Origin of the sequence: Aeromonas rivuli (assembly GCF_020149575.1) — a bacterium.
In the GTDB taxonomy this organism is placed as follows: domain Bacteria; phylum Pseudomonadota; class Gammaproteobacteria; order Enterobacterales; family Aeromonadaceae; genus Aeromonas; species Aeromonas rivuli.
This window is the reverse complement of sequence record NZ_CP079742.1, coordinates 3,514,364-3,534,261: the sequence shown is the minus strand read 5'-3', so window position 1 is coordinate 3,534,261 and position 19,898 is coordinate 3,514,364. Positions and strand designations below refer to the sequence as shown.

At 57.0% G+C, this 19,898-nt stretch carries 14 protein-coding genes and 2 tRNA genes; 5 read left to right on the top strand and 11 right to left on the bottom strand.

Features of this window, described 5'->3' with window-relative positions; all coding sequences use genetic code 11:
• The first annotated feature begins 12 nt into the window (after positions 1-12).
• The 3 genes from KYK33_RS16260 (at position 13) to KYK33_RS16250 (ending at position 2,668) form a co-directional block, all read left to right on the top strand.
• Positions 13-345: a 50S ribosome-binding protein YggL gene (locus KYK33_RS16260; RefSeq protein ID WP_042041064.1), complete on the top strand. Its 333-nt coding sequence runs from the start codon at positions 13-15 to the stop codon at positions 343-345.
• A gap of 81 nt (positions 346-426) precedes the next feature.
• Positions 427-1,347 carry a glutaminase B gene (glsB, locus tag KYK33_RS16255; protein ID WP_224431191.1) on the top strand — a complete coding sequence of 307 codons (921 nt, stop codon included), beginning with the start codon at positions 427-429 and terminating at the stop codon, positions 1,345-1,347.
• 28 nt (positions 1,348-1,375) lie between these two features.
• Positions 1,376-2,668, top strand: a complete 1,293-nt coding sequence (locus KYK33_RS16250; protein ID WP_224431190.1) for a sulfurtransferase — start codon at positions 1,376-1,378, stop codon at positions 2,666-2,668.
• Positions 2,669-2,750: 82 nt separating this feature from the next.
• Here KYK33_RS16250 and KYK33_RS16245 read toward each other — a convergent pair whose 3' ends face one another.
• From KYK33_RS16245 to KYK33_RS16220, 6 genes are all read right to left on the bottom strand, one after another.
• Entirely contained in the window at positions 2,751-4,838 is a 2,088-nt protein-coding gene (locus KYK33_RS16245; protein ID WP_224431189.1) for a YjbH domain-containing protein, read from the bottom strand.
• On the bottom strand, positions 4,838-5,587 hold the full coding sequence (locus tag KYK33_RS16240) for a capsule biosynthesis GfcC family protein (protein WP_224431188.1): 750 nt from the start codon (positions 5,585-5,587) through the stop codon (positions 4,838-4,840). The genes KYK33_RS16245 and KYK33_RS16240 overlap by 1 nt, the downstream gene beginning before the upstream one ends.
• A complete protein-coding gene (locus KYK33_RS16235; protein WP_224431187.1) occupies positions 5,584-6,228 on the bottom strand; it encodes a YjbF family lipoprotein in 645 nt (214 codons plus the stop codon). The genes KYK33_RS16240 and KYK33_RS16235 overlap by 4 nt, the downstream gene beginning before the upstream one ends.
• Before the next feature lie 67 nt (positions 6,229-6,295).
• Positions 6,296-6,538, bottom strand: coding sequence for a hypothetical protein (locus KYK33_RS16230; RefSeq protein ID WP_224431186.1), 243 nt, complete (start codon positions 6,536-6,538; stop codon positions 6,296-6,298).
• A gap of 86 nt (positions 6,539-6,624) precedes the next feature.
• A complete protein-coding gene (locus KYK33_RS16225; protein ID WP_224431185.1) occupies positions 6,625-7,584 on the bottom strand; it encodes a Wzz/FepE/Etk N-terminal domain-containing protein in 960 nt (319 codons plus the stop codon).
• A gap of 48 nt (positions 7,585-7,632) precedes the next feature.
• Positions 7,633-10,251 (bottom strand): SLBB domain-containing protein, encoded by a 2,619-nt coding sequence (locus tag KYK33_RS16220; RefSeq protein ID WP_224431184.1) that lies wholly within the window; start codon positions 10,249-10,251, stop codon positions 7,633-7,635.
• Positions 10,252-11,026: 775 nt separating this feature from the next.
• Between KYK33_RS16220 and KYK33_RS16215 the strand changes: the two genes are divergently transcribed.
• Positions 11,027-11,236, top strand: a complete 210-nt coding sequence (locus KYK33_RS16215; RefSeq protein WP_042041059.1) for a YgdI/YgdR family lipoprotein — start codon at positions 11,027-11,029, stop codon at positions 11,234-11,236.
• Positions 11,237-11,293: 57 nt separating this feature from the next.
• On the opposite strand, the gene KYK33_RS16210 is transcribed toward KYK33_RS16215, so the two are convergent.
• The 5 genes from KYK33_RS16210 to KYK33_RS16190 all read right to left on the bottom strand — a co-directional run bounded on the left by KYK33_RS16210 (position 11,294) and on the right by KYK33_RS16190 (position 19,132).
• Positions 11,294-14,911, bottom strand: a complete 3,618-nt coding sequence (locus KYK33_RS16210) for an ATP-binding cassette domain-containing protein (protein WP_224431183.1) — start codon at positions 14,909-14,911, stop codon at positions 11,294-11,296.
• Between the two features lie 77 nt (positions 14,912-14,988).
• Positions 14,989-16,263: an alpha/beta fold hydrolase gene (locus KYK33_RS16205; RefSeq protein WP_224431182.1), complete on the bottom strand. Its 1,275-nt coding sequence runs from the start codon at positions 16,261-16,263 to the stop codon at positions 14,989-14,991.
• A gap of 246 nt (positions 16,264-16,509) precedes the next feature.
• Positions 16,510-16,585, bottom strand: a tRNA-Asn gene (locus KYK33_RS16200).
• A gap of 5 nt (positions 16,586-16,590) precedes the next feature.
• A tRNA-Phe gene (locus tag KYK33_RS16195) sits at positions 16,591-16,666 on the bottom strand.
• A 192-nt stretch (positions 16,667-16,858) separates the two neighbouring features.
• Positions 16,859-19,132 (bottom strand): immune inhibitor A domain-containing protein, encoded by a 2,274-nt coding sequence (locus tag KYK33_RS16190; protein WP_224431181.1) that lies wholly within the window; start codon positions 19,130-19,132, stop codon positions 16,859-16,861.
• Between the two features lie 378 nt (positions 19,133-19,510).
• Between KYK33_RS16190 and rraB the strand changes: the two genes are divergently transcribed.
• Positions 19,511-19,846: a ribonuclease E inhibitor RraB gene (gene rraB / locus KYK33_RS16185; protein WP_042040974.1), complete on the top strand. Its 336-nt coding sequence runs from the start codon at positions 19,511-19,513 to the stop codon at positions 19,844-19,846.
• Positions 19,847-19,898 lie beyond the last annotated feature (52 nt).

The window sequence follows — 19,898 nt, the reverse complement described above, 5'->3', positions numbered from 1 at the left end:
TGAGGAGCTGTCATGGCAAACCGTAGTCGCCGTCTGCGTAAGAAATTGCGCGTCGAAGAGTTCCAGGAAATGGGATTCGATCTGAGCTTTAACTTCCCGGTCAACACCGCCGAAGCGACCATAGATGCCGTCATCGATGCCCTGATCGATGAGGTGATTGAGCCGCGTAAATTGGCATTCGCCGGTTCCGGCCACCTGGCATGGGAAGGCATGATCTGCACCCAGGCGCTGGGCAAATGCACCGATGAGGACAGAGCCGTTCTCAAGGGCTGGCTGGAAGCCAAAGGCATGGAGGCCGTCGAGGTCACCGAACTGTTCGACCTCTGGTATGGCGAACCGGCCTGATTGGCCGAATGAAAAATCCCGCCGCTGGCGGGATTTTTGTCTGTGGGGTAGATCGCCCCGTTTGAGTCGTGGAACCTCTCAATGCAGTTGTCATCGCAATTATTGGAAAGCATCCTTGATGAAGTGCGTCCCCTGCTGGGGCAAGGCAAGGTGGCAGATTATATTCCGGCGCTGGCCCAGGTGCCGGCCGACAGGCTTGGCATGGCGGTCTACACGGTGGGGGGCGAACTGTTTACCGCCGGTGATGCTTTCGAACCCTTCTCCATCCAGAGTATCTCCAAGGCGCTGAGCCTGACCCTGGCCCTCACCCTCTACCGGGAAGAGGAGATCTGGGCCCGGGTTGGCAAGGAGCCCTCGGGTCAGCCGTTCAACTCGCTGGTTCAGCTTGAGTTTGAGCAAGGCATACCCCGTAATCCCTTCATCAATGCCGGTGCCCTGGTGGTGAGCGATCTGCTGGAAACCCGGCTTACGGCGCCCCGTCAACGGACCCTGGAGCTGGTGCGCCGCCTGGCGGCCAATCCAGCCATCGTCGCGGATGCCGTGGTGGCGAAGTCCGAATACCAACACTCGGCCCGCAATGCCGCCATCGCCTACCTGATGAAGTCCCACGGCAACTTTGAAAATGAAGTCGACAAGGTGCTGCAGAGTTACTTCAACGCCTGCGCCATTCGCATGAGCTGCGTCGACTTGGCACGCGCCTTCGTCTATCTGGCGAATCGTGGCCTGCCACTCGGGGCGAGCGAGCCGCTGCTGGGGGCGCGCACCACCAAACAGGTCAATGCCTTGCTCGCCACCTGCGGCCTCTATGACGAAGCGGGGGATTTTGCCTACCGCGTCGGCATGCCGGGTAAATCCGGGGTCGGCGGTGGTATCATGGCGCTGATCCCGGGTGAGCTCTGTGTCTGTGTCTGGTCACCCGAACTGAACAAGGCCGGTAATTCTCTGGCAGGCACGGCGGCGCTCGAGCGACTGTCCGAGCGCCTCGGCCGCTCCATCTTTTAACTGCCATTCATCATAAGTGAGCAAGTCAATGAAACACGCGATTCGGCAGCTGTTGGCGGCCTCGGCCAGCCTGCTGCTCTGGTGCAGCTTCTCCGCGCAAGCGGGCGAGCTGGCCCCCCTCTCCATGCAGGAGGCCAAGGCTCAGGGCGCCATCATAGTCGACACCCGTCCCAGCCACTTCTATCAGGGATGGCCCATGGAAGGGGAGAGTCAGGGCGGCCATGTATCGGGGGCGGTCAGCCTGTCTGCGGACTGGAAATATGATGACGAGCAGTGGCCCCAGGCACTGCGTGACAAGGGGCTGGATGCCAGAAAGCCGGTCGCCCTCTATGGCAGCGAGCGTGGCCTGGCCGAGGTGGCGCGGATGCTGCGTATGCGCGGCTTCCATCAGCTGTACGAGCTCAAAGGCTGGCAAGAGGCCAAGCGAGAGCGCCTGGTGCGCTGGCAGCAACTGGTCTATCCCCAGTGGCTGGCGGATTTGCAGGCGGGCAAACCCGTCGTGGCCGCTCCCAAGGGCGACTGGAAACTGTTCGAAGTGGATTGGGGGGCGCCCAAGGCGTTTCTGATCAGCCACATTCCGGGGGCCGATTACATCGATACCAATCGCCTGGAGCAGGAGCCGCTGTGGAACAAGGTGTCCGATGCCGATCTTGAGAAGCTGCTGCTGGAAAATGGGATCCGTCATGACACCACTGTGGTGCTCTATGGTCGCAACACCATGGCTGCTGCCCGCGCCGCTCATCTGATGATGTACGCCGGCGTCAAGGACGTTCGTCTGCTCGATGGTGGCATCGAGGCCTGGTTTATCGCCCATCTGCGCACCAAGACCGGCCTGCCGCACCAGTACGAGGCCGCCGAGTCGTTCGGTGCCAAGATCCCGGTGCACCCTGAGTACCTCACCTCGACCGAACAGGCCAAGGCCTTGCTCAAGCAGTCCGATGGCGAGCTGGTCAGCATCCGTACCTGGGACGAGTTCATCGGCGAGACCTCGGGTTACAGCTATATCGAACCCAAGGGTGACATTCCTGGCGCCAAGTGGGGTCATGGCGGTGTTGACTCGCAAAGCATGAGCGATTTCCACAATCCGGATGGCACCATGAAGCCGTCGAGTGAAATTCTGGCCATGTGGCAGCAGTGGCAGATAGCGCCACAGGATCAGACCGCCTTCTATTGCGGCACTGGCTGGCGCGCCTCCGAGGCCTTCTTCTACGCCTGGTTGATGGACTGGAAGCGGATCAGCGTCTACGACGGTGGCTGGTACGAATGGAGTTCTGATCCCAAGAATCCGACCATCACCGGTGAGCGCAAGCCAAAGGGCTGACCGCAGAGACTCGTGCGCCAGAAATAAAAAAGCACCTTCATGGAAGGTGCTTTTTTTATCTGCGATGGGCAGTCATTTCATATCAGAAGGAGGCGACACTGCTCTGGCTGTAGAGCCCGTACTTTCTGGCCAGCATCTGACCCCCGTCCCGGGTCAGGGGGACCCAGCTGATGGTGCCGCTGTCTATGGTGGACTTGAACATCATGAGGTCGAACGGGATGGTGATGTAGAGCCCCTTGGTGAAGCTCCCTTCACCGTACTCTTCTGCCGACACATTGGTGAAGGTCGCAAAGAAACCGGCACTGATGCCCGAATCAAACTCCTTGGCGAAGTTGAGGGTGGCACCATAATCCCCTGCCAGGTAACGACCCACCGAGATCTGGGCCGTCACCTTGTCGAGAAACTCCGGCTGCCAGTAGGTGGTGACATGGCCGGTCGCCACCTGATAGTCAGCAAACTGGAGGGTGTTTTCCCAGTCCCGCTGTTTCACCAGATTGAGATCTGCCCCTATGGCCCAGGATTGGTTGAAGGGGCGATACAAGGCTTCACCGCCGACCCCGGCGTACATCATCTCCAGATAGCCGCCATATGTCTGGGCGTACCAATCTTTACCATATTTATCCATATGGGTGAGCTGAAGGTTATTCAGCAGCACATCTGAGGAGGTGACATATTCCCGGATCCAGGTTCTGACCCGGGGCAAGGCCTCACCATCGGGCGGGGGAGCCGTGTAATTGAACTTGTCATAGTTGTTGAACAGATTGAAGAAGAGCGTGCTGCTCAGCCAGTTGTGATCTGTCATGTACCAGTCGGTATTGGCATTCAACCCGACCTGATACATGTAAAAACTCTCTGAGCCCCCGATGGATTGGCTCAGTTTGGGCACAATATTGAAACTCCATGAGCGGGGCTCCGCCTCATGGCGCCGTGCTCCCTGAACCTGGGTCGGTGATTGCCGGCTGACCTCGATCTCCTGTTTCTGGCCGAGAGGAAGATCGCTGTTGGCGCGGCGCACCGAGTCCAGATCGACGCGGGTCTCCTGCAGTGGCATCCCTTGCTTTTGCTCGATGATCCGCAGTTGCTTCACCGACGCAGGCAGGTCATTGACGGCAAGCATGGTAGCCCTGTGCTCGCCCTGAGCCTGCTCCCGGAAGCGGGTCTGCTCACCCACCAGGGTAAGGGTGTCGTCATCACCGTAGAGGGAGACCTCTTGCCAGCCTGCATTGGCGGCCAGCTGGGAGGACAAATCTTGCCAGTCCACCTCATCCAGAGAGGCCGTTTCGCTGGTCTGATAGGCCGGAACCGGGGGATCCATGAGCTTTGGCAGCGACAAGGAGGGATCGTTGAAATTGGTATGCAGTGTCATCCCCCACATCAGCGTGTTGCCGCGCTGATAACTGAGGTGCATGTCGAGAGCATCATAGGGCTGGTAGACTATGCCCACATTGATGGGGGTGCTTTGTGTGATGACGCCCGCCGACTCGTGACTGTAGTCATTGCCATCGTATTCAAGCTTCAACCTCAATGGTTGCCAGGGCGTCTGGTACTCTATTCCGCCAAAGAGAGCGGCAGGCCCATGGAACAGGCTGCCAAATTCAAATTTGCCACCACTGCCCGAGAACCCGTCGTCCCGTTGGCACCAGCCATCGCGGAGTTCACAGAAGGGGTTCTTGATGTTGCCACTCTGCCCCATGTTTCCCCATGCCATGCCCAGGGTGAAATCAAGGTTCTCATAGCGCTTGCTGGCAACGATGTACTCGCTATCAAAGAGTCCGGTCCCCATGACATCGCGAAGCCCGACAGAGACATGAGGGCGCCAGGTGGATTCATTCCAGAGCCTGGCTTTGACATCCAGCCCCTTGTCTTTATAGGTTTGATCGCCACTGAAGCTCTCATCATTGCTATACAGGCGGGTGCGAATGTCGGTGTATCTCAGGGTGGCTTCCAGCCAGTCGAATGGTTGCATGGAGATAGACCAGCGTCGATATTCCTGGTTATCCATGTAGTTGAAAGAGAACTCACCTTCTGGGGCCATGCGCGCCGTTGGCATCTGGAGCAGACCTACACCACCAAAGTCACTCTGGGTCGGAAAGGCAGGGGAGAAACTATCCGTATTGGCGCAAGCGATAGGAGAGACAAGAATAGAGAGAGTGGCGATTCTGGTTAGCATTACTCGGGTATCCGATTAGCAATCATTTCGGCAATACGGAGATTGATGTTTTTAAATTTGGCTGGCAGCAATTCGGGATCGAACCCGGCAAACAGTGTTGCACCGGGCATGGGTTCTATATGGTATTCATTCCATACGGCCACAGGTGATAACTGGGTGCTGCCATCTGGCTGGATGAGATATACCTCACCCGGGTTGGCTCCGGCCAACAAGCTATGGCCCTGCCAATATTCAGCCAAACCTTTTCCATGCTCATGAGGCAATGACTTACGGCTATTGATTAAACCCATCAAATATAAACGGGATGGCCGAGGAGAGACATACAATGAGTAGTTGCCGCTCAAGCGGGGGTTGTTATCAGGTTCAATTCTGCTGAGATCGGGATCCAGCTTTATATCAATCCGGCCGGTGACATCAAGCTGATCCAGCTCTCGCAACAGTTGCTGGGTTGTTTGAACCAGACCGCCTTGATGCTCTCTCATCCATATCACCTGGAGCGATTTCACATCGCTGAGCAATAATTCCTTGGCTTGCTGGACCACACGCTCTTCTGCGGGGGATGAGATAATGGCGGCAGGCCAATAAATATGATCAGGTAGCTTGGCATTATTCAGTAGCTGTTCAAGACGCTGACTATCCGAAAGGGAGATGGTGGTGCCATTGACATTACCTAAGGCTACTTTGGTAACACTGTCAGCGTGAAGAAAGGGCATATAGCCTATCAATAACGAGAGTATTATTTTTTTCATGATGCGTAAGGCTTGGTAAAGACCATCTCTATGGTGCTGTTGTCAGGGCCTAGCTTTTGAACGGTCTTTCGGATCAGGCCAGACTTTTTGTCCAACCAGTAATAATTATTCCATATTTGATCATCTTTTATCGACTGCACGGTTTCCTCATAGAGGGAGGTCGCAATAATGGTGCCATTGATATCCAGATTTTCATCCGCGAGCTGGCGGAATACACTGCGCATGCTTCTCCCACTGCGACGATCCTTTGCCCATTCGGCGCTGTAACTGAACTGTGCACCCGAGGCGATGGATGCTTGAATCAAGGGGTCCTTCATCGTACTGGAATAATAATGAAGATCATTTTCCAGTTTCAATGTTTTAGTAATTCTACCATGCTCGGTCACTATCATGCCCCTGTCGCTGCTAACCCAGGACAACCTATTTTCATCTGCAAACGCGAGCACGACGAATATTTTTGGTCTGTCATCTACGGTGACATATGCACTGGCATAAGGGAGTTTATTGATGGCTTCCGGGGTGATAGTTATTTCTGCATTTCCGGAGAGAAGAAATTTAAGTTGCTGATAGCTATCAACGTTGTTGTCTGCACAGCCAAACAACAACATTGATAACATTACAATAATGCGCTTAGTTAGCATAAAAACATCGCTGAATGAATCGGTATAAAAATAAAGACTGCCCTCAGGCAGTCTTTAAATCGTAATATCAACGAGCTGTGCTGGTAACAGTCGAGGTGGAGCTGTTGTCGTCTTTGTCGTTGCTGGCAACGGCGACGGCGACGCCGATGGCAGCCGCAGCGGCGACACCAACAGCGATGGCGCCAACGGTCAGACCACCAGCGGCAGCGCTGCCTGCAGCACCTGCGCCAGCAGCAGCAGCTGTTTCTGCAGCCATGGTCTGGCCGGACAGGGCCAGCAGGGCAGTCATAATCAAAACACTCTTCTTCATATATTTCCCTTATAAAATCAGAATAGTCGAGGTTCGTTCTACTCTATTATGATGGCAAGCCATCGTTTTTGGTTAATTTGCACCCATTATTTTTTATCATGACGGAATGCAAACCGAACCAAAACTATCATCACTCCCAACATGCCGCCCAATAGTGCACCCAATACAACAATCAGTGCCCGTTTTGGTTTTATTTTCTCTTCGGCGATGACGGCAGGATCAAGTACTTTAAATACGTATTCCTGATTGACCTCGGCGAGCATCAAGGTCTTGGTCTGCTCTTCGATCAGTTGATAAAAAACCTTCTGCATATCGGCGACGGAGGTTTTGGATAATTGCTCGGTCAGATAGGAAATATTGCGCTTTGCCTCCTCTTGATCCCGTTGTTTCATGGTGTGGTTGAGATCATTGATCAACCAGTCCACCCACTGTTTGGCCAGTTGTGGTGAATAAAAGTCAACGTTGACTGTCAACAATCCGGTCTTGGGATCGCTATTGAGGGAGACCAGCCCCCTGAAAGCCTTGATCAGTTCCCAGTCCGTGGGCTCGGGTGACTTGCCAGCAGGTAATTCGCGCACCCACTTCTGGGTCACCGTATCGTAGATCTGAGGGTCGATGATCAACTCGCCGGTGGTTTTATCCATACCGGTAGCGGCGAGCAAAGGGACAGCCAGCTGGTGGTGGCGGATGAAATCTCCAAGAAACAGCCGTGATTTGCCCACTTCGATGGCTATCGAGGCCTTATCTCCGCCTTTGTTGCCAAGATCGACACCAGCCAGGCTGGCTAGCCCACCGAAGCGGGATGCCAGCGCGGAGAGTCCACCACCTTGCTGCTCAAGAGAGGGAGTCAGCAAGGCCTCGGCGCGATAGATATTGGGGCTCCAGAGTGCGAAGGCGACGGCGAGACCGGTGGCAATGAAGGTGGTGGAAAAAATCCACCACTTGCCATGCCACAAGGCAACCACTAACTCCCGCAGGTCAATTTCATCACTTACCGGAGACATATCTCTCGGTAAGGGAATGACATTCACTTTTTGTGCTTCCATTATGATGTAATGAGTCCTATGGAATATGAACTGATGCGTTCAATAGCATTATTTTATTGCGGACCAGGCCACACCCAATTGATACATGATCTGAGTTGCTGAGGACATAATGCTCAGGTTGTCTAGATAATCAGAGTCCACCGGGACTATGATGGTATCGCCAGGCTCAAGACTCTTTCGTCCACCAAACCAACTGTCATTAGGCAACATCACACTGCCGTTGGCTTTTATCACATAGACGCGATCGGTATCGGCCTGCTTCTTTGTTCCGCCAGCAAGACTGATATATTCATTGATACTGGTATCCCCTTTGTATATGTGAGCTGATGGGAACTGCACCATCCCTGCGATGGAGACCACATTCTGCATGGTCGGGATATATAATTTATCGCCATCCTCCAGCAATATATCGGATTGCTTTTCTCCGGAGAGCAGTGCTGGCATATCTATGGTCATCCGCCCAATGGCCTTGCTGTTCTCCAGTTGATTCACAACCGTCATGGCTTCGGCAGGAGAGCTGCTGTAGTTGGCAATGGTGCTCTGTCTGCGCAAGGTCATGGTCGATATTTCTTGGCGAAGCTCATCCCGCAGCATCACCAACCGTTGTTCTTCCTGCTGGCGCAAGGCCTTACGAGCAAATATCGCCCCGTTGGGATTGGCGTAGGCAGTAATGCCACCCACCCGCTCGATCAGATCGTGCAGGCTTTCTCCGCGTCGGACGGTATATGTGCCGGGGAATTTCACTTCACCGAAGACCTGGACGGTCGCTTCTTCCCGCCACTGTGGGTGGGGCAGGACGTTGATATTGTCTTTGGATTGCAGGAGGGGCGAACTGTACGGGCTATTGGCTGTGTCCAGGGGGAACCGCTCATTCTGGACCAGGATGCTGTCACCACGCTCAGTGACGCGGGACAGTTCGACAATGTTGGCCTGCTCATTGAACCCACCGGCGGCGAGAATGGCATCGGACATGCGACTGCTCTCGGTCAGTGGGTAGAGGCCCGGGTATTTCACTTCCCCCCTGACTTCCATGATTTTGACCGGCTGGCCCTGAGTCGACTGCGCTTTCAGGCGCTCGATGACTGGCGCCAACAAGGCTTGTCTGGAGTCCGCCACAACGGCATCTGTTGCGGTTTTATCGGAAAGTGAAGAGAGCTTGATCTGGCTATCGGTATTCAATTCATCGTTTGTGACATTGGCGCCGGTGGATGCATCTGTGCGCATCATGGCAGCGTTGTCCAGTTCTCGAGACTTCGCCTTGAGATCCTTCACCTTGGTTGAGGTTGTGGCTGTCTCTCTGAGGCGGTCAGTAGCATCATTTCGGAACACCAGCACCTGATCCCGGGCCTGAAGCAGGACATCATCCTTGCCACCAGGGTGTTGCAGGGCATTGCCCAAGTTGAATTGAATCACGTTGATATTACGTTGGGAATCAATCTCTCTGACCACGAGTGCGTAACTCAAATCGGTAGCCGAAATGAGGTCTCGCTCAACACTCTGCAAGATGGTGCTGACCCGAGTACCGGGAGAGAAGCTATAGACGCCGTCACGAACCACAGCGCCTTTGACCACAATGGCCTGGTTATATTCGGTGCTGCTCGGTTTGACCGATATCTTGTCCCCGTCCCGAATACTGAACAGGCGATCATGGGCGTTGGCCAGTGTCAGGTTGAATACCCTGAGACCGCTGTCGGTGTGACGTTCTACGGAGACTTCTTGCAACGCGGCGGCTTTGACGCCGCCAGCCAGTGCGAGCACATCCGCCAGTGGTGCCGAATTCCTCAGCTCGTAAATGGCGGGGCGCTTGACCAGCCCGTTGATGGCGACCTCACTGCCCTTGGCAGGCACAAACACGGTATCTCCGGCCTGTAAACGGATGTCTTGGCTGGTATCACCCCAGACAAGCATCTTGTAGAGATCCACATCGATGATTTTTTGCCCTGCGCGTTTTACCTGGATTTTTCGCAAGGAACCGACTGTGTCTATGCCACCAGCGGCCTGCAATACCTGAGTCACGGTCGCCATGCCACTGACATTGTAAGCACCTGGGCGGTAGGCGTCTCCCATGACAAACACCTGCATGGAACGCATTGAACCAAAGCTGATGAAGGAATTTACACCAATCATCTGCTCCTTGATCCTGGATTCAAGGTCACTTCTGAATTGCTGGAAGGTTAAGCCACTGGCGGAGATAGGGCCGAGACTGGGAAAATCAATAAAGCCTTCCCGGCCGACACTCAAATCGTAAACCGCATTTTCTTTACCGTAGAGTTGAACATGAATTTCATCTCCAGGGCCAATAACATAGTCATCTGCAACTGGCATGTCGGTAATAGGGGCATCCAGGATGGGCTCACCGGCAAATACATTATACCCAAATGGCTGTAAGTCTCCGGGTTGCGCCACACCAGCAATGAGCGGACGTTGGGATACCTGGGTGTAATCGAGTTCACGTGGGGCTGCAACAGGGACTGATGGCGTGACAGGGGTAATGGCGCTTGTGCTTTTCAGTTGCTCTGTTGATATACCATATTGTTTTGCCAATGATTGCTGTTCTACAGGCGATAGACGCTTGAACTGTTCCATCATCTGTGGGCTTATTTGCGGTGCGGCGAACGCATTTAAGCTAACCGCAGCAAGTATCCATGGCGCTGTTATGAATTTCATTTTTGGTAAAGCCTTGAAATGTGTTTGTTCTAACTATTAGAAATGGTTGCCAGAACGTATCTGACATTCCATGTTGACTATATTAACTATTGCTGTGCATCACACCCTGAAAGGAACTGGGCCTATTAAATATATTTTTATTTTCTATGGTGAAATTATTTTAAGTATTTACGAGTCACATGAAATAAACGTATTAAAATTGTAAATTACGAAAAATTGACATTTATAGCGGATGACATGACATGGAGCTCACAGAAAATCAGTATTGACTTATGGCACAAATCACTATCTTGCCAACTGTGCGACCAAATTACTCAATAAAGAGTCTCATCCCATCGACAAGATGTAGGGAAAAATGGGCATAGCTACCGCATCCGAATGACATCCCGGCATGCTTTGTGAATTATTTGTTGCCTAACCTGTTCGCCAGACAACCTGTGTCGCACTTAGGTGGGCGAAAAAGATTTATTATTGATGGTTTTAGTAATTGGGTTGCCATTTGAATTCAGTGGCGGAATCTATCAAAAGTGTATTTTTTTGCAACAAATATCAGACAATTCTCAATAAATGGGTGCCATTAGAGCCATTCATGGTTTTTTGTGCTGAGACGCAGGAGTGTTTGTATAAATTCTGTTGTGTTTTTGTGCTTGATTGTTGGTTTTTAGGTTTCGTTCTGGTGGTTGACTTTCTTGTTTTTATTATTGATTTAAATTCGCTTCAGCTAGGCTGTTGGTGTGTTCCCCTCATGGTGAGGGGCGGGCAAGGAAAGCAGGCGATGAGATTTTCCATGGTGTTACTCTGCTGCGCGTTGGGTGTCACGGCATGCAGCTCCCAATACATAATGAGCACTCGGGATGGCAAGCTGATCACCACTGATAGCAGACCCAAGCTGGATGAGAGCACTGGCATGTATCGGTATTACGATGAGGAGGGGAGGGAGATGCTGATCAGGAAGGACGATGTGACTCAGATAATGGAGCGTTGATCCAACTTGTTCTCTTGGTAAGAGGGCTGCCGATGGGCAGCCCTCTGCCGTGTGTGGTCAGGCTATCTGATCGATCTGCCGATTGACTTGGCGGGCAAACAGCTGATGGAAGCGCGAACCGGGGTTGGCCAGCAGGCCGACCGGCGAGCCCTGCTCCACCACAGTACCGGCTTCCATGACCACTACCTTGTCGAGGGAGAGCAGCGGCTCCAGATGGTGGGCTATCACCAGGTAGCTGGCATCGGGTCTATAGCGATAGAGCAACTCGGCCATCTCGCGCATGCCGCTGTGGCTGAGATCCGAGGTCGCCTCATCCAGCACGATCAGCGGGCGCTGCGACAACAGGATGCGGGCGATCACCAGCAACTGGGTCTCCCCTGCGGAGAGCTGAAGCCTGTCGAGATCCTCATCCAGCCGGCCGGCGCAGCGTTCACCCAGTCCCACCCGTTGCAGGGCCTCTGTCAGCCTAGCATCGCTGTGTTCGGCGCTGAGATTGTCAGGTTGCAGCTCGGTGCTGCCGGAGGGCACACCATGTTGCTGTTCAAGGGGGGCCAGGTTGGCGCGCAGGGTGCCGAAGAAGGTGAGTGGCGTCTGGGATACGGTGTCATAGAGGGCGCGCACGGCCTCGGGGGCCAGGGTCGACAGCGGTTGCTCCCCATAATAGATCTCCCCCTGCGCATAAGGGTACATGGCCTGCAAGGCACCGAGCAGCGAGCTTTTCCCCGCCCCGGTGCGCCCGCACACGCCAACTTTCTCACCGGGAGCCAGCTCGAAGTTGACCTTGTGCAGGGCCCACTGGCTCGCCTCGGGATAGCGCAGACCAAGGTTGACGAAGCGCACTGGGGGATGAGGAGTGCGCAGCGGCTCTCCCTCCTGGCGTTCACTGGCAATCTCGCTGTATTCGCGCACCCGCTCGACGGCATTCATCATCTGCTCGACTTCGGCAAAGGTGCGGATCAGGGCATTGAGCATGGCCGAGGTGGTGAAGGCATAGGTGATGGCCACGGCCCCGAATAGCGTGCTGTCGCTCAGGGCAACCATGAGTGCCACGGCGCCGACCAGGGCGGCGGAGAGCAGGGTCTGGTGCAGGCCGAGCCAGCGGTTGATGGAGGTGGTGGTGTACCAGCTGCGCAGGTTGTTGTCATAGTGAACCAGCACCTGATCCAGGGCGTAACGCTCGGCCCCTGCCAGACGCAGGGCGGGAGCACCACGAATGGTCTCGCTGATGCTGATATAGAGAGGCGAGCGCAGCACGGATGCCTGGCGTCTGAGCTTGAGCTGCACCGCGCGGTAACGGCGCTGCAGCAGGTAGAGCACGCCACCGACCAGGGGCGTCACCAGCAGCAACAGCGGCAGATTGATGCCGATGACCAACACTTGCAGCAGCACCGAGATCAGCATGCCAAACAGACCGCTCATCATGGGCAGCAAGGTCTCCTGGGTTTCGGCGAGATCCCTGTCGAAGCGATTGAGGATCCTGCCCTGGGGCACCTTGTCAAAAAAAGCCATGGGGGCACGGCTGATGCGGCCGAGCATGCCCTCGAACAGACTCCAGGCAAGCTTGAGGCCCAGCTGGTAGTTGAGCACCCGTACCAGGGTGATACAGAGCAGGGAGCCGAGCCCCAGGGCCATGTAGGTGCCGAGCAGGGGCGCCAGTTCAGTGTTGGCAGCCTTGCCGCCCAGCCAGAGATCCGAGGCGATGCGCAGCCCCTCCTGACCCAGGGCCAGCAGCAGGGTCAACAGGATAAGGCCGGGAGCCTGGAGCCGCTGCCACAGAAAGCCAAACAGTCCCCAATCCACCTTGCCTTCGACCATTTTCTCCTCATTGAACAGCTCGGCTTCCTGGGGGACGAGGAGAGCTTGTTCGGATACCGGCACGGGCAAGTCGGCGAGCTGGCGGGGGGCCAGCTCGGTCAAGGATCCCTGCTCAATGGAGAATACCCGGTCGCAGTGTGCCAGCACCTCGGGGTCATGACTTACCAGCAGCCGGGTCGGACCGGGCCGGAACGTTAGCCCCAGACGCAACACCTGAGCCGAGACCATGGGATCCAGTGCCGAGAGCGGATTATCGAGCAGCAGTATGTCGGCCTGGGTGTAGAGCGCCCGCGCCAGGGCCACCCTCTGCTGCTGTCCCCCGGAGAGCCGGGTGCCGAGTTCGCCGACTAGCGTCTGATCCCCGTGGCCGAGCAGGGCGAGATCCCCGGTCAGAGTGCAAGCCTCCAGCACCCAGAGGTAGCGAGCCTCATCCCAGGGCTGCCCGAACAGTATGTTGTTGCGGATGCTGTCATTCATCAGCCAGGGCTTGTGACCCAGGTGGGCGACCCTGCCGTGACGGCGGATCTCCCCTTCGAAGTCATCATCGAAGCCGGCAATCAGGTGCAGCAGACAGCTCTTGCCCGCTCCCGTCTTGCCGGTGATGCCGATTAACTCGCCCGGGTTGATGGTCAGGTTGACGTCGCTCAGCACCGGGTGCTGTTGATGATGGGCGCTCACCTTATGGAGGACCACTGTGCCCCTGGTCAGGCTGTCATCATCGAGCTGGCGATGCTGCTCCGGGCTGTTGAGCAGTTCGCACAGCCGTTGGAAGCCGGTATTGAAGTTGATCAGGGTACGGATGAGGTAGGGCAGGCGCTGCATGGGAATACGCAGCACGGCGAACAGGGCGATGGTGGTGAACACCTGGGGCAGGGTCAGGCTCTGGCCTGACACCAGGTAGGTGGTGAAGGTGGCCAGAGTGACCAGCAGCGGTGTCCCCAGCATGAGGGCATCATTGATGGCATCGAGTCTGAGCACTCGGCCAAGCACCCTGAGCTCCTGCTGACGTTTCTGCTCCGCGGCCCGGGTGAAGAAGGGGCCCAGCCCGTTCTGGCGTACCAGTCGCAGCTTCTTGATGTACTCGGCCAAGATGCCGTTGCGCTCATCCTGGCTGTGTTTGAGGTGCTGTTCCTGCTGGTTCATGCGGCGGATCAACCGGGTCGAGAGCAGCAGCAACAGGGTCAGCACGGCGCAGCCTACCAGGCCGGCGCTGCCCACCTGCCACACCAGCAGGGCTATGGTACCCGCCAGCTGCAATAGCATGGTGATTGGCATGGCGGGGTCGGCAAGAATCCAGGTGATGTCCCAGACATCGCGATTGATCAGGTTCTGCACCCGGCCGCCGGCTCTGTCATCGAAGCTCTTGCCACCGAGCTTCATCACCTTGGCGAGCAGGGCCTCGGCCAGCAGTCGGCGGATAGGGACGTGCATCTTGAGCGCCAGTTGCAGGGCATGTTCTGCCAGCATGCCCGCGGCGAGTACAGAGCCAAACAGCGCGAAGGCCAGCAGCAGTTTGTGCTCGGTCGCGGCGCCAGTACCGAGCTGCGTCATGACATGGTTGAGCAGCCAGGGACTGGCCAGAGTGGCCAGCATGGCCAGCAGTTGCAGCAAGGTAAGCAGGGCGATGCGGCTGCCATAGTGGCGCCAGATGTAGGTCGTGATGGCCCAGGGGCCCACCGGCAGGCGGGCGGTCAGGGCCAGGAAGGCGTCGGCTCGCGCATCTCTGTTGTCTTGGGGCAGCAGGGGGTAGAGATCGTCCAGACTGACGCTGGGTTCCTGCAATCCCTTGCGCTGCAAGGGGCCGGTCCAGTGATAGAAGAGACGACTCAGCCAGCCGGCCGAGAGTTCCGGATGATCCAAGTTCACTTTCCTTATTGTTATTGTTTGCTTCCACATTCGGGCGAACTTGCCGCCCTCTCCCCACTCAGGGGGCGGTGCTAGCGATCCCGGTTCAACCTGATGAGCCTGTCCAGAATATATTCGCCATCGGCGCGCAGGCCGTTGTGCTCGTATTCGTTGGTTATCCAGGCGCGGCTGTTGCCAAGGCCCTTGAGGGTTTCACGACTGAAATCAAACTCCACATACATGTCGTCGGCATAGACGGCGCAGGCCACGGGCACCTGGTTTTGTTGCAGCTGGCTGGGGTCGTAGAGCGGGCCCCAGTCCGCCTTCTTTGCCAGCAGCTGGGCCGCCTCCTTGAGAGGAAGTAGCTCGCGGAACTGCTCGAACATCCAGGGGTAGATCATCTCGCCGGTGAAGGCGAGGTCCTGGCCCGGCGCCCAGGCCAGCTCGGGATACTCGCGGCGAACCCTCTCGGCCGCCCAGTCGCTCGCCCGCCCCTCGGCATAGATGGCCTCGTGCAAGATGGCGAAGATGGGGTGGGCGTTGAAGGGCTGCATGGCCTGGATCTGGTAGAGGAAGGCGGGATTGATCCGCTCGCCGATGAAGGCGTCTTCCAGCAGGAAATAGAGGCCCTCGAAGGCGCCAGTGGCCCCCAGATCCAACCCTTGTTGTTGCAACTGCTTTACCGTCAGACGCTGCCCATTGGGCAACCTGACCTCATGCTGATGCAGATGTTTGGCGAGGCGATTGACCAGTGCCTGCGCATGGGGGAAACGGTCGAAGAAGGCGCGGTTCTTGTCGGCCACCCGCAGGTAGGTGGCGCGATAGACCTCCTCGGCACTGCGGCCCATTGGCGGGACGCCGCCGGTGATATAGACCTCGTGCAGGGCCTTGGGAAAGAGCGACAGATAGCTGAGGCAGCAGAAGCCGCCAAAGCTCTGACCGAGCAGGCTCCAGGGACGGTGTGGGGAGAGCTGGGCGCGGATCAGTTCGGCATCGCGCACTATGCTGTCGGCGCGAAAATGGCTTAGGTAGCTGGCCTGTTCAGCGGGGCTCAGGTGCGCCAGCGCCTCGGCGCTGACCGGGGTAGAGTGGCCGGTGCCCCGTTGATCGAGCAGCACGACGCGAAATTCTTGCAAGGCGCGCTTGAGCCAGCCGCTCTGATTGGTAGGGCGGGGCGCGCCAAAGCCGGGTCCCCCTTGCAGGTAGAGCAGCCAGGGCAAGTCGGCATCCAGCTTGTCCTTGCGACAGAGAGTGCGGGCAAACAGAGTGAGCTCAGGGCCGTCCTCATGCTGATGGTCGAGTGGCACTGTGAACAGGCGAGGCTCACACTGGATGCCATCCAGCACATAACTCAAGGGGCGATTCATCTGGTGTACTCCCGAAACGAGGCAACTGGGGGACCCACATCATAACCATGGCCCAGGAGCCGGTCACGCCGGTTTTGGCTGCATCCGCAAGTTTGGTGATTTGTCCCGTCCCGCTCGGGATCCAGAGCGAGAAGTCGGGTTGACGACGTCTCCCTTACCCGCCCTGTGGTGGCCGCGCGCCAAGCTGGGCGTGCCGCCACGCAGATGCAAAAAGCCCGCTCAATGAGCGGGCTTTTTGCAAAAATTTGGCTCCTCCTGCTGGACTTGAACCAGCGACATACGGATTAACAGTCCGCCGTTCTACCGACTGAACTAAGGAGGAATTGTTGGTGCCCAGAGACGGAATCGAACCGCCGACACGGGGATTTTCAATCCCCTGCTCTACCGACTGAGCTATCTGGGCAACGGCGCGCATTAAACCCTTTTGAGATGGCACTGTCAACCTGAGGGCCGGATAAATTCGCCGTTCGCTCGACATCTGTGCAATCCGCTGTTTTCCTGGCCAGTGACTGGCCGGTCCATCGGGAGGCGCTGGCCGAACGCGGGAGTAGGGGCAGCAAAAAGGCCCCCGCAGGGGCCTCGACTGACATCAATGTTACTGCTTGCTGACGATGATCCTGCCGGTGCTCATGTCCCTGGCCTGACCGGTGACCGCTATCTTGAGGCCAAACTGGGGCAGGCGCTTGCCGGCATCCGGGATGGCAGCCTGTTGATAGCTGTTGCCATCCTTGAAGATGCGTTTGGGCGCTATCCACAGATCCTGCAGGAAGGAGCCGCTCGGGTGGTTGAGGATGAGCGGTTTGGCTATCCCCAGGCTGAAGGTCGCATCATGGATCTGGTAGCGGGTGCTGGCCACGGCGCCATCGCTCCATGTGAGTGGGCGCTGATCCGCATCCACCACGCCGAGGAAACCCTCCCCCGGGTGTTGTCCGACCCAGTTGTTGCTCTGGCTGTTATCCACGTACCAGAGCAGCAGGCCCGGCTCGTAGCGCATCAGCTGGTCGCTCACGTTGATGTGGGCCAACCCCTTGTCGACGCCCGCATGGTTGCGCCACTCGGCCAGGTAGTAGTGATCCTTGGCCTCGTTGCCATTGCTCTTCACGAAGCCCGCCAGGCTGAAGGCTGAGGCAGCCTCGGCACCGTCGCTGACCAGAGTCTCGCCGTCGGCGACTATCTGGATCTCGTCCACGAACAGACCCTGCTCGGCCACGCCACCATCGCTCAGGTACTGCAGGCTGAGCTGGATCTGCTGACCGGCCCAGGGGCTCAAGTCAAAGTCGGCATCGACCCAGCCCCCCGAATGGCCCGTGATGCCGATACCAAAACCGATGCCGTTCGGATCGTCCGAGGTGGTCAGGTTACCCGCAATGGGCTGGCCGTTGACCAGCACCCGCGCGTAGTCGAAGCCATCTTCTATCTGGTACCAGGCCTTGAAGCCAAAGGTCGCACTCTGTTTGCCGGTCAAGTCCAGGTTGAGGACCATGCGGTTGTCCAGATCATTGCCGTTACCACCATGGTATTCAAACTGGCCGGCGTAGGGGGGATTGAGGGGCACCTGTTTCGGGGGCAGATTGATGCGCACCACATCATCGTTGCGTCCCTTGTCGTTGGCCTGATCCAGCATATAGACGTTGCCGCGTCGGCTAAGATCGTCGACATGCACATTGCTGCCGTGCAGCCAGTTGCCGCCGAGGGAGGCTTGCAGGAACTCCTTGGCCCAGGCGGAGAAGCCGGTCGGTTCGGTGCCGCCAATTACCCCCGCCCAGGAGCCGGAAGACATCACGGACCAGGTGGCGACGGGTTCGCCCTTGCCGGTGTACTTGGTGTCATATTCATCCGGCAGGCCGAGATCGTGGCCATATTCATGGGCGCAGACCCCGGCCGCCGCATCGATGGGCTGTATGGTGTAGTCGTAGGCGGCATACTGGCCGTTGAAGTTACCGGCCGGGCTGCTGGTGCCGGGAATGGGGTAGGGGTTGCCCAGGTTCCAGCGATGGGCCCAGATGGCATCTTCACCCAGATCGCCGCCACCGGCCTCTTCCCCCACGCTGGCGTGGAAGATCATCAGGTGGTCGATCAGGCCATCGGGTTCGTTGCGATTGCCGTTGCCGTTCAAGTCGTAGCGATCCTCCTGATCAAACTCGGCGAGATCGATGCTGGGGTCATTGGCGACCTGGATCAGCGCCTCCTTCACCAGCTCCCGCACCGCCGTTTCGTTCTGGTTATTGCCATAGTCGGCGGCAGGCTTGCTGGCCGTGTACCAGCCAGCCACCTGACCGCCCACGCTGTAACTCTGGCCGGATTGCTGCTCGTAGAACTGGCGCATCGAGATGAAGGTCTCGCCATTGGGGCCCTGGTAACCCTTAGGGGAGAACAGCAGGTCGTTGTAGTGCGCCGGGGTGTAGTCCGGGTAATACATCTTGGTCAGCTCGGGGCGGACACTGTTTTTCGGGTAGTCGGGGAAGTCGACCAGAATGGCGAGGATCTTGTCCTGCCGCTTGGCGCCCCGATAGTGCTCTTTCTCGATAGACTTGAGCAGCAGGGTGGGGATGCGATCGCCGGGACGGGCCGTGCCGTTCAAGCGGATCTTCTTGAGGATGCGCTCGCGCACCTTGCCCTCCTGCACCGCCAGGGCACCATGGCCCTGGTGGGCACGCGCCTTCTGGCGGTAGAAGCTGGCCAGGGCGGCCTGCTCCATCTCGGGCGAGGCCAGGGTGGCAATCTTGCCACTCTTCTTGAGCATCTCCAGCACCTTGGCCTCATCGGCCAGGGGGGCATCGAAGGGGCCATGCACCGGGGCGGCGCTGACCTGGTTTCCAATCATAAGGGTCGAGCCAATCAGCAGGCTCAGTATGGTTTTTTTAGTCATTATTAACGTGCTCCATCACGTGAAAAAAAGGAGCCAACAGGGGCTCCTCTCTCGTCGGCAAGCTCGGCTTGCCGACCCTTGATAACCCGATGCGTATCCTTTGTCATCGCGGCTTCACTGCGTCCTTGTTCTGGAGAAAAGGCTATTGGTGACTCATTCGTTCTGGTTTGAATGCGCTTGTCTGCTGGATGTGCGGCCCATCAGGTGATGTATGGCAGATAGTGCGGATTGGCCCCCAAAATGGGCATGTCCCCATTTGGGGGAGAGGGAGCGCGCCTGAACAAAGGGCAGATGGACACCGACACTCGTTGAGCGGGGCGCGCCGGACAGGTATGCTTTGCGCAACCATACCGCCTGGGAGGCAACATGAGTCTGGATATGCAAGAGTGGCGCGACGAAACGACCGCCATAGTGACCGAACTGCTGGCCGACGGCAGCAACCCTGAGCTCGACTACGAGATAGAGCACCACTTCGCCTGCCAGGATTTCGATCTGCTGGAGAAGGCTGCGGTGGACTTGTTCAAGGCGGGCTTCGAAGTGACCGATGCCGAAGAGATGGAGCTGGATGACGGCGCCACTATCTTCTGTTTCGATGCCACTGCCGAATGCGCCTTGAATGTGGAGCGTATTCTCGCCGACATCGAGAAGATGCGTCCCATCCTCGAGAAATACGGGGTGGATTACGATGGCTGGGGCACTTACTTCCAGGAGTAATATCCAGGGGTGAGGCCGTATCTCCCGGGCCCGGCGCCGCCAGATGGGTGGT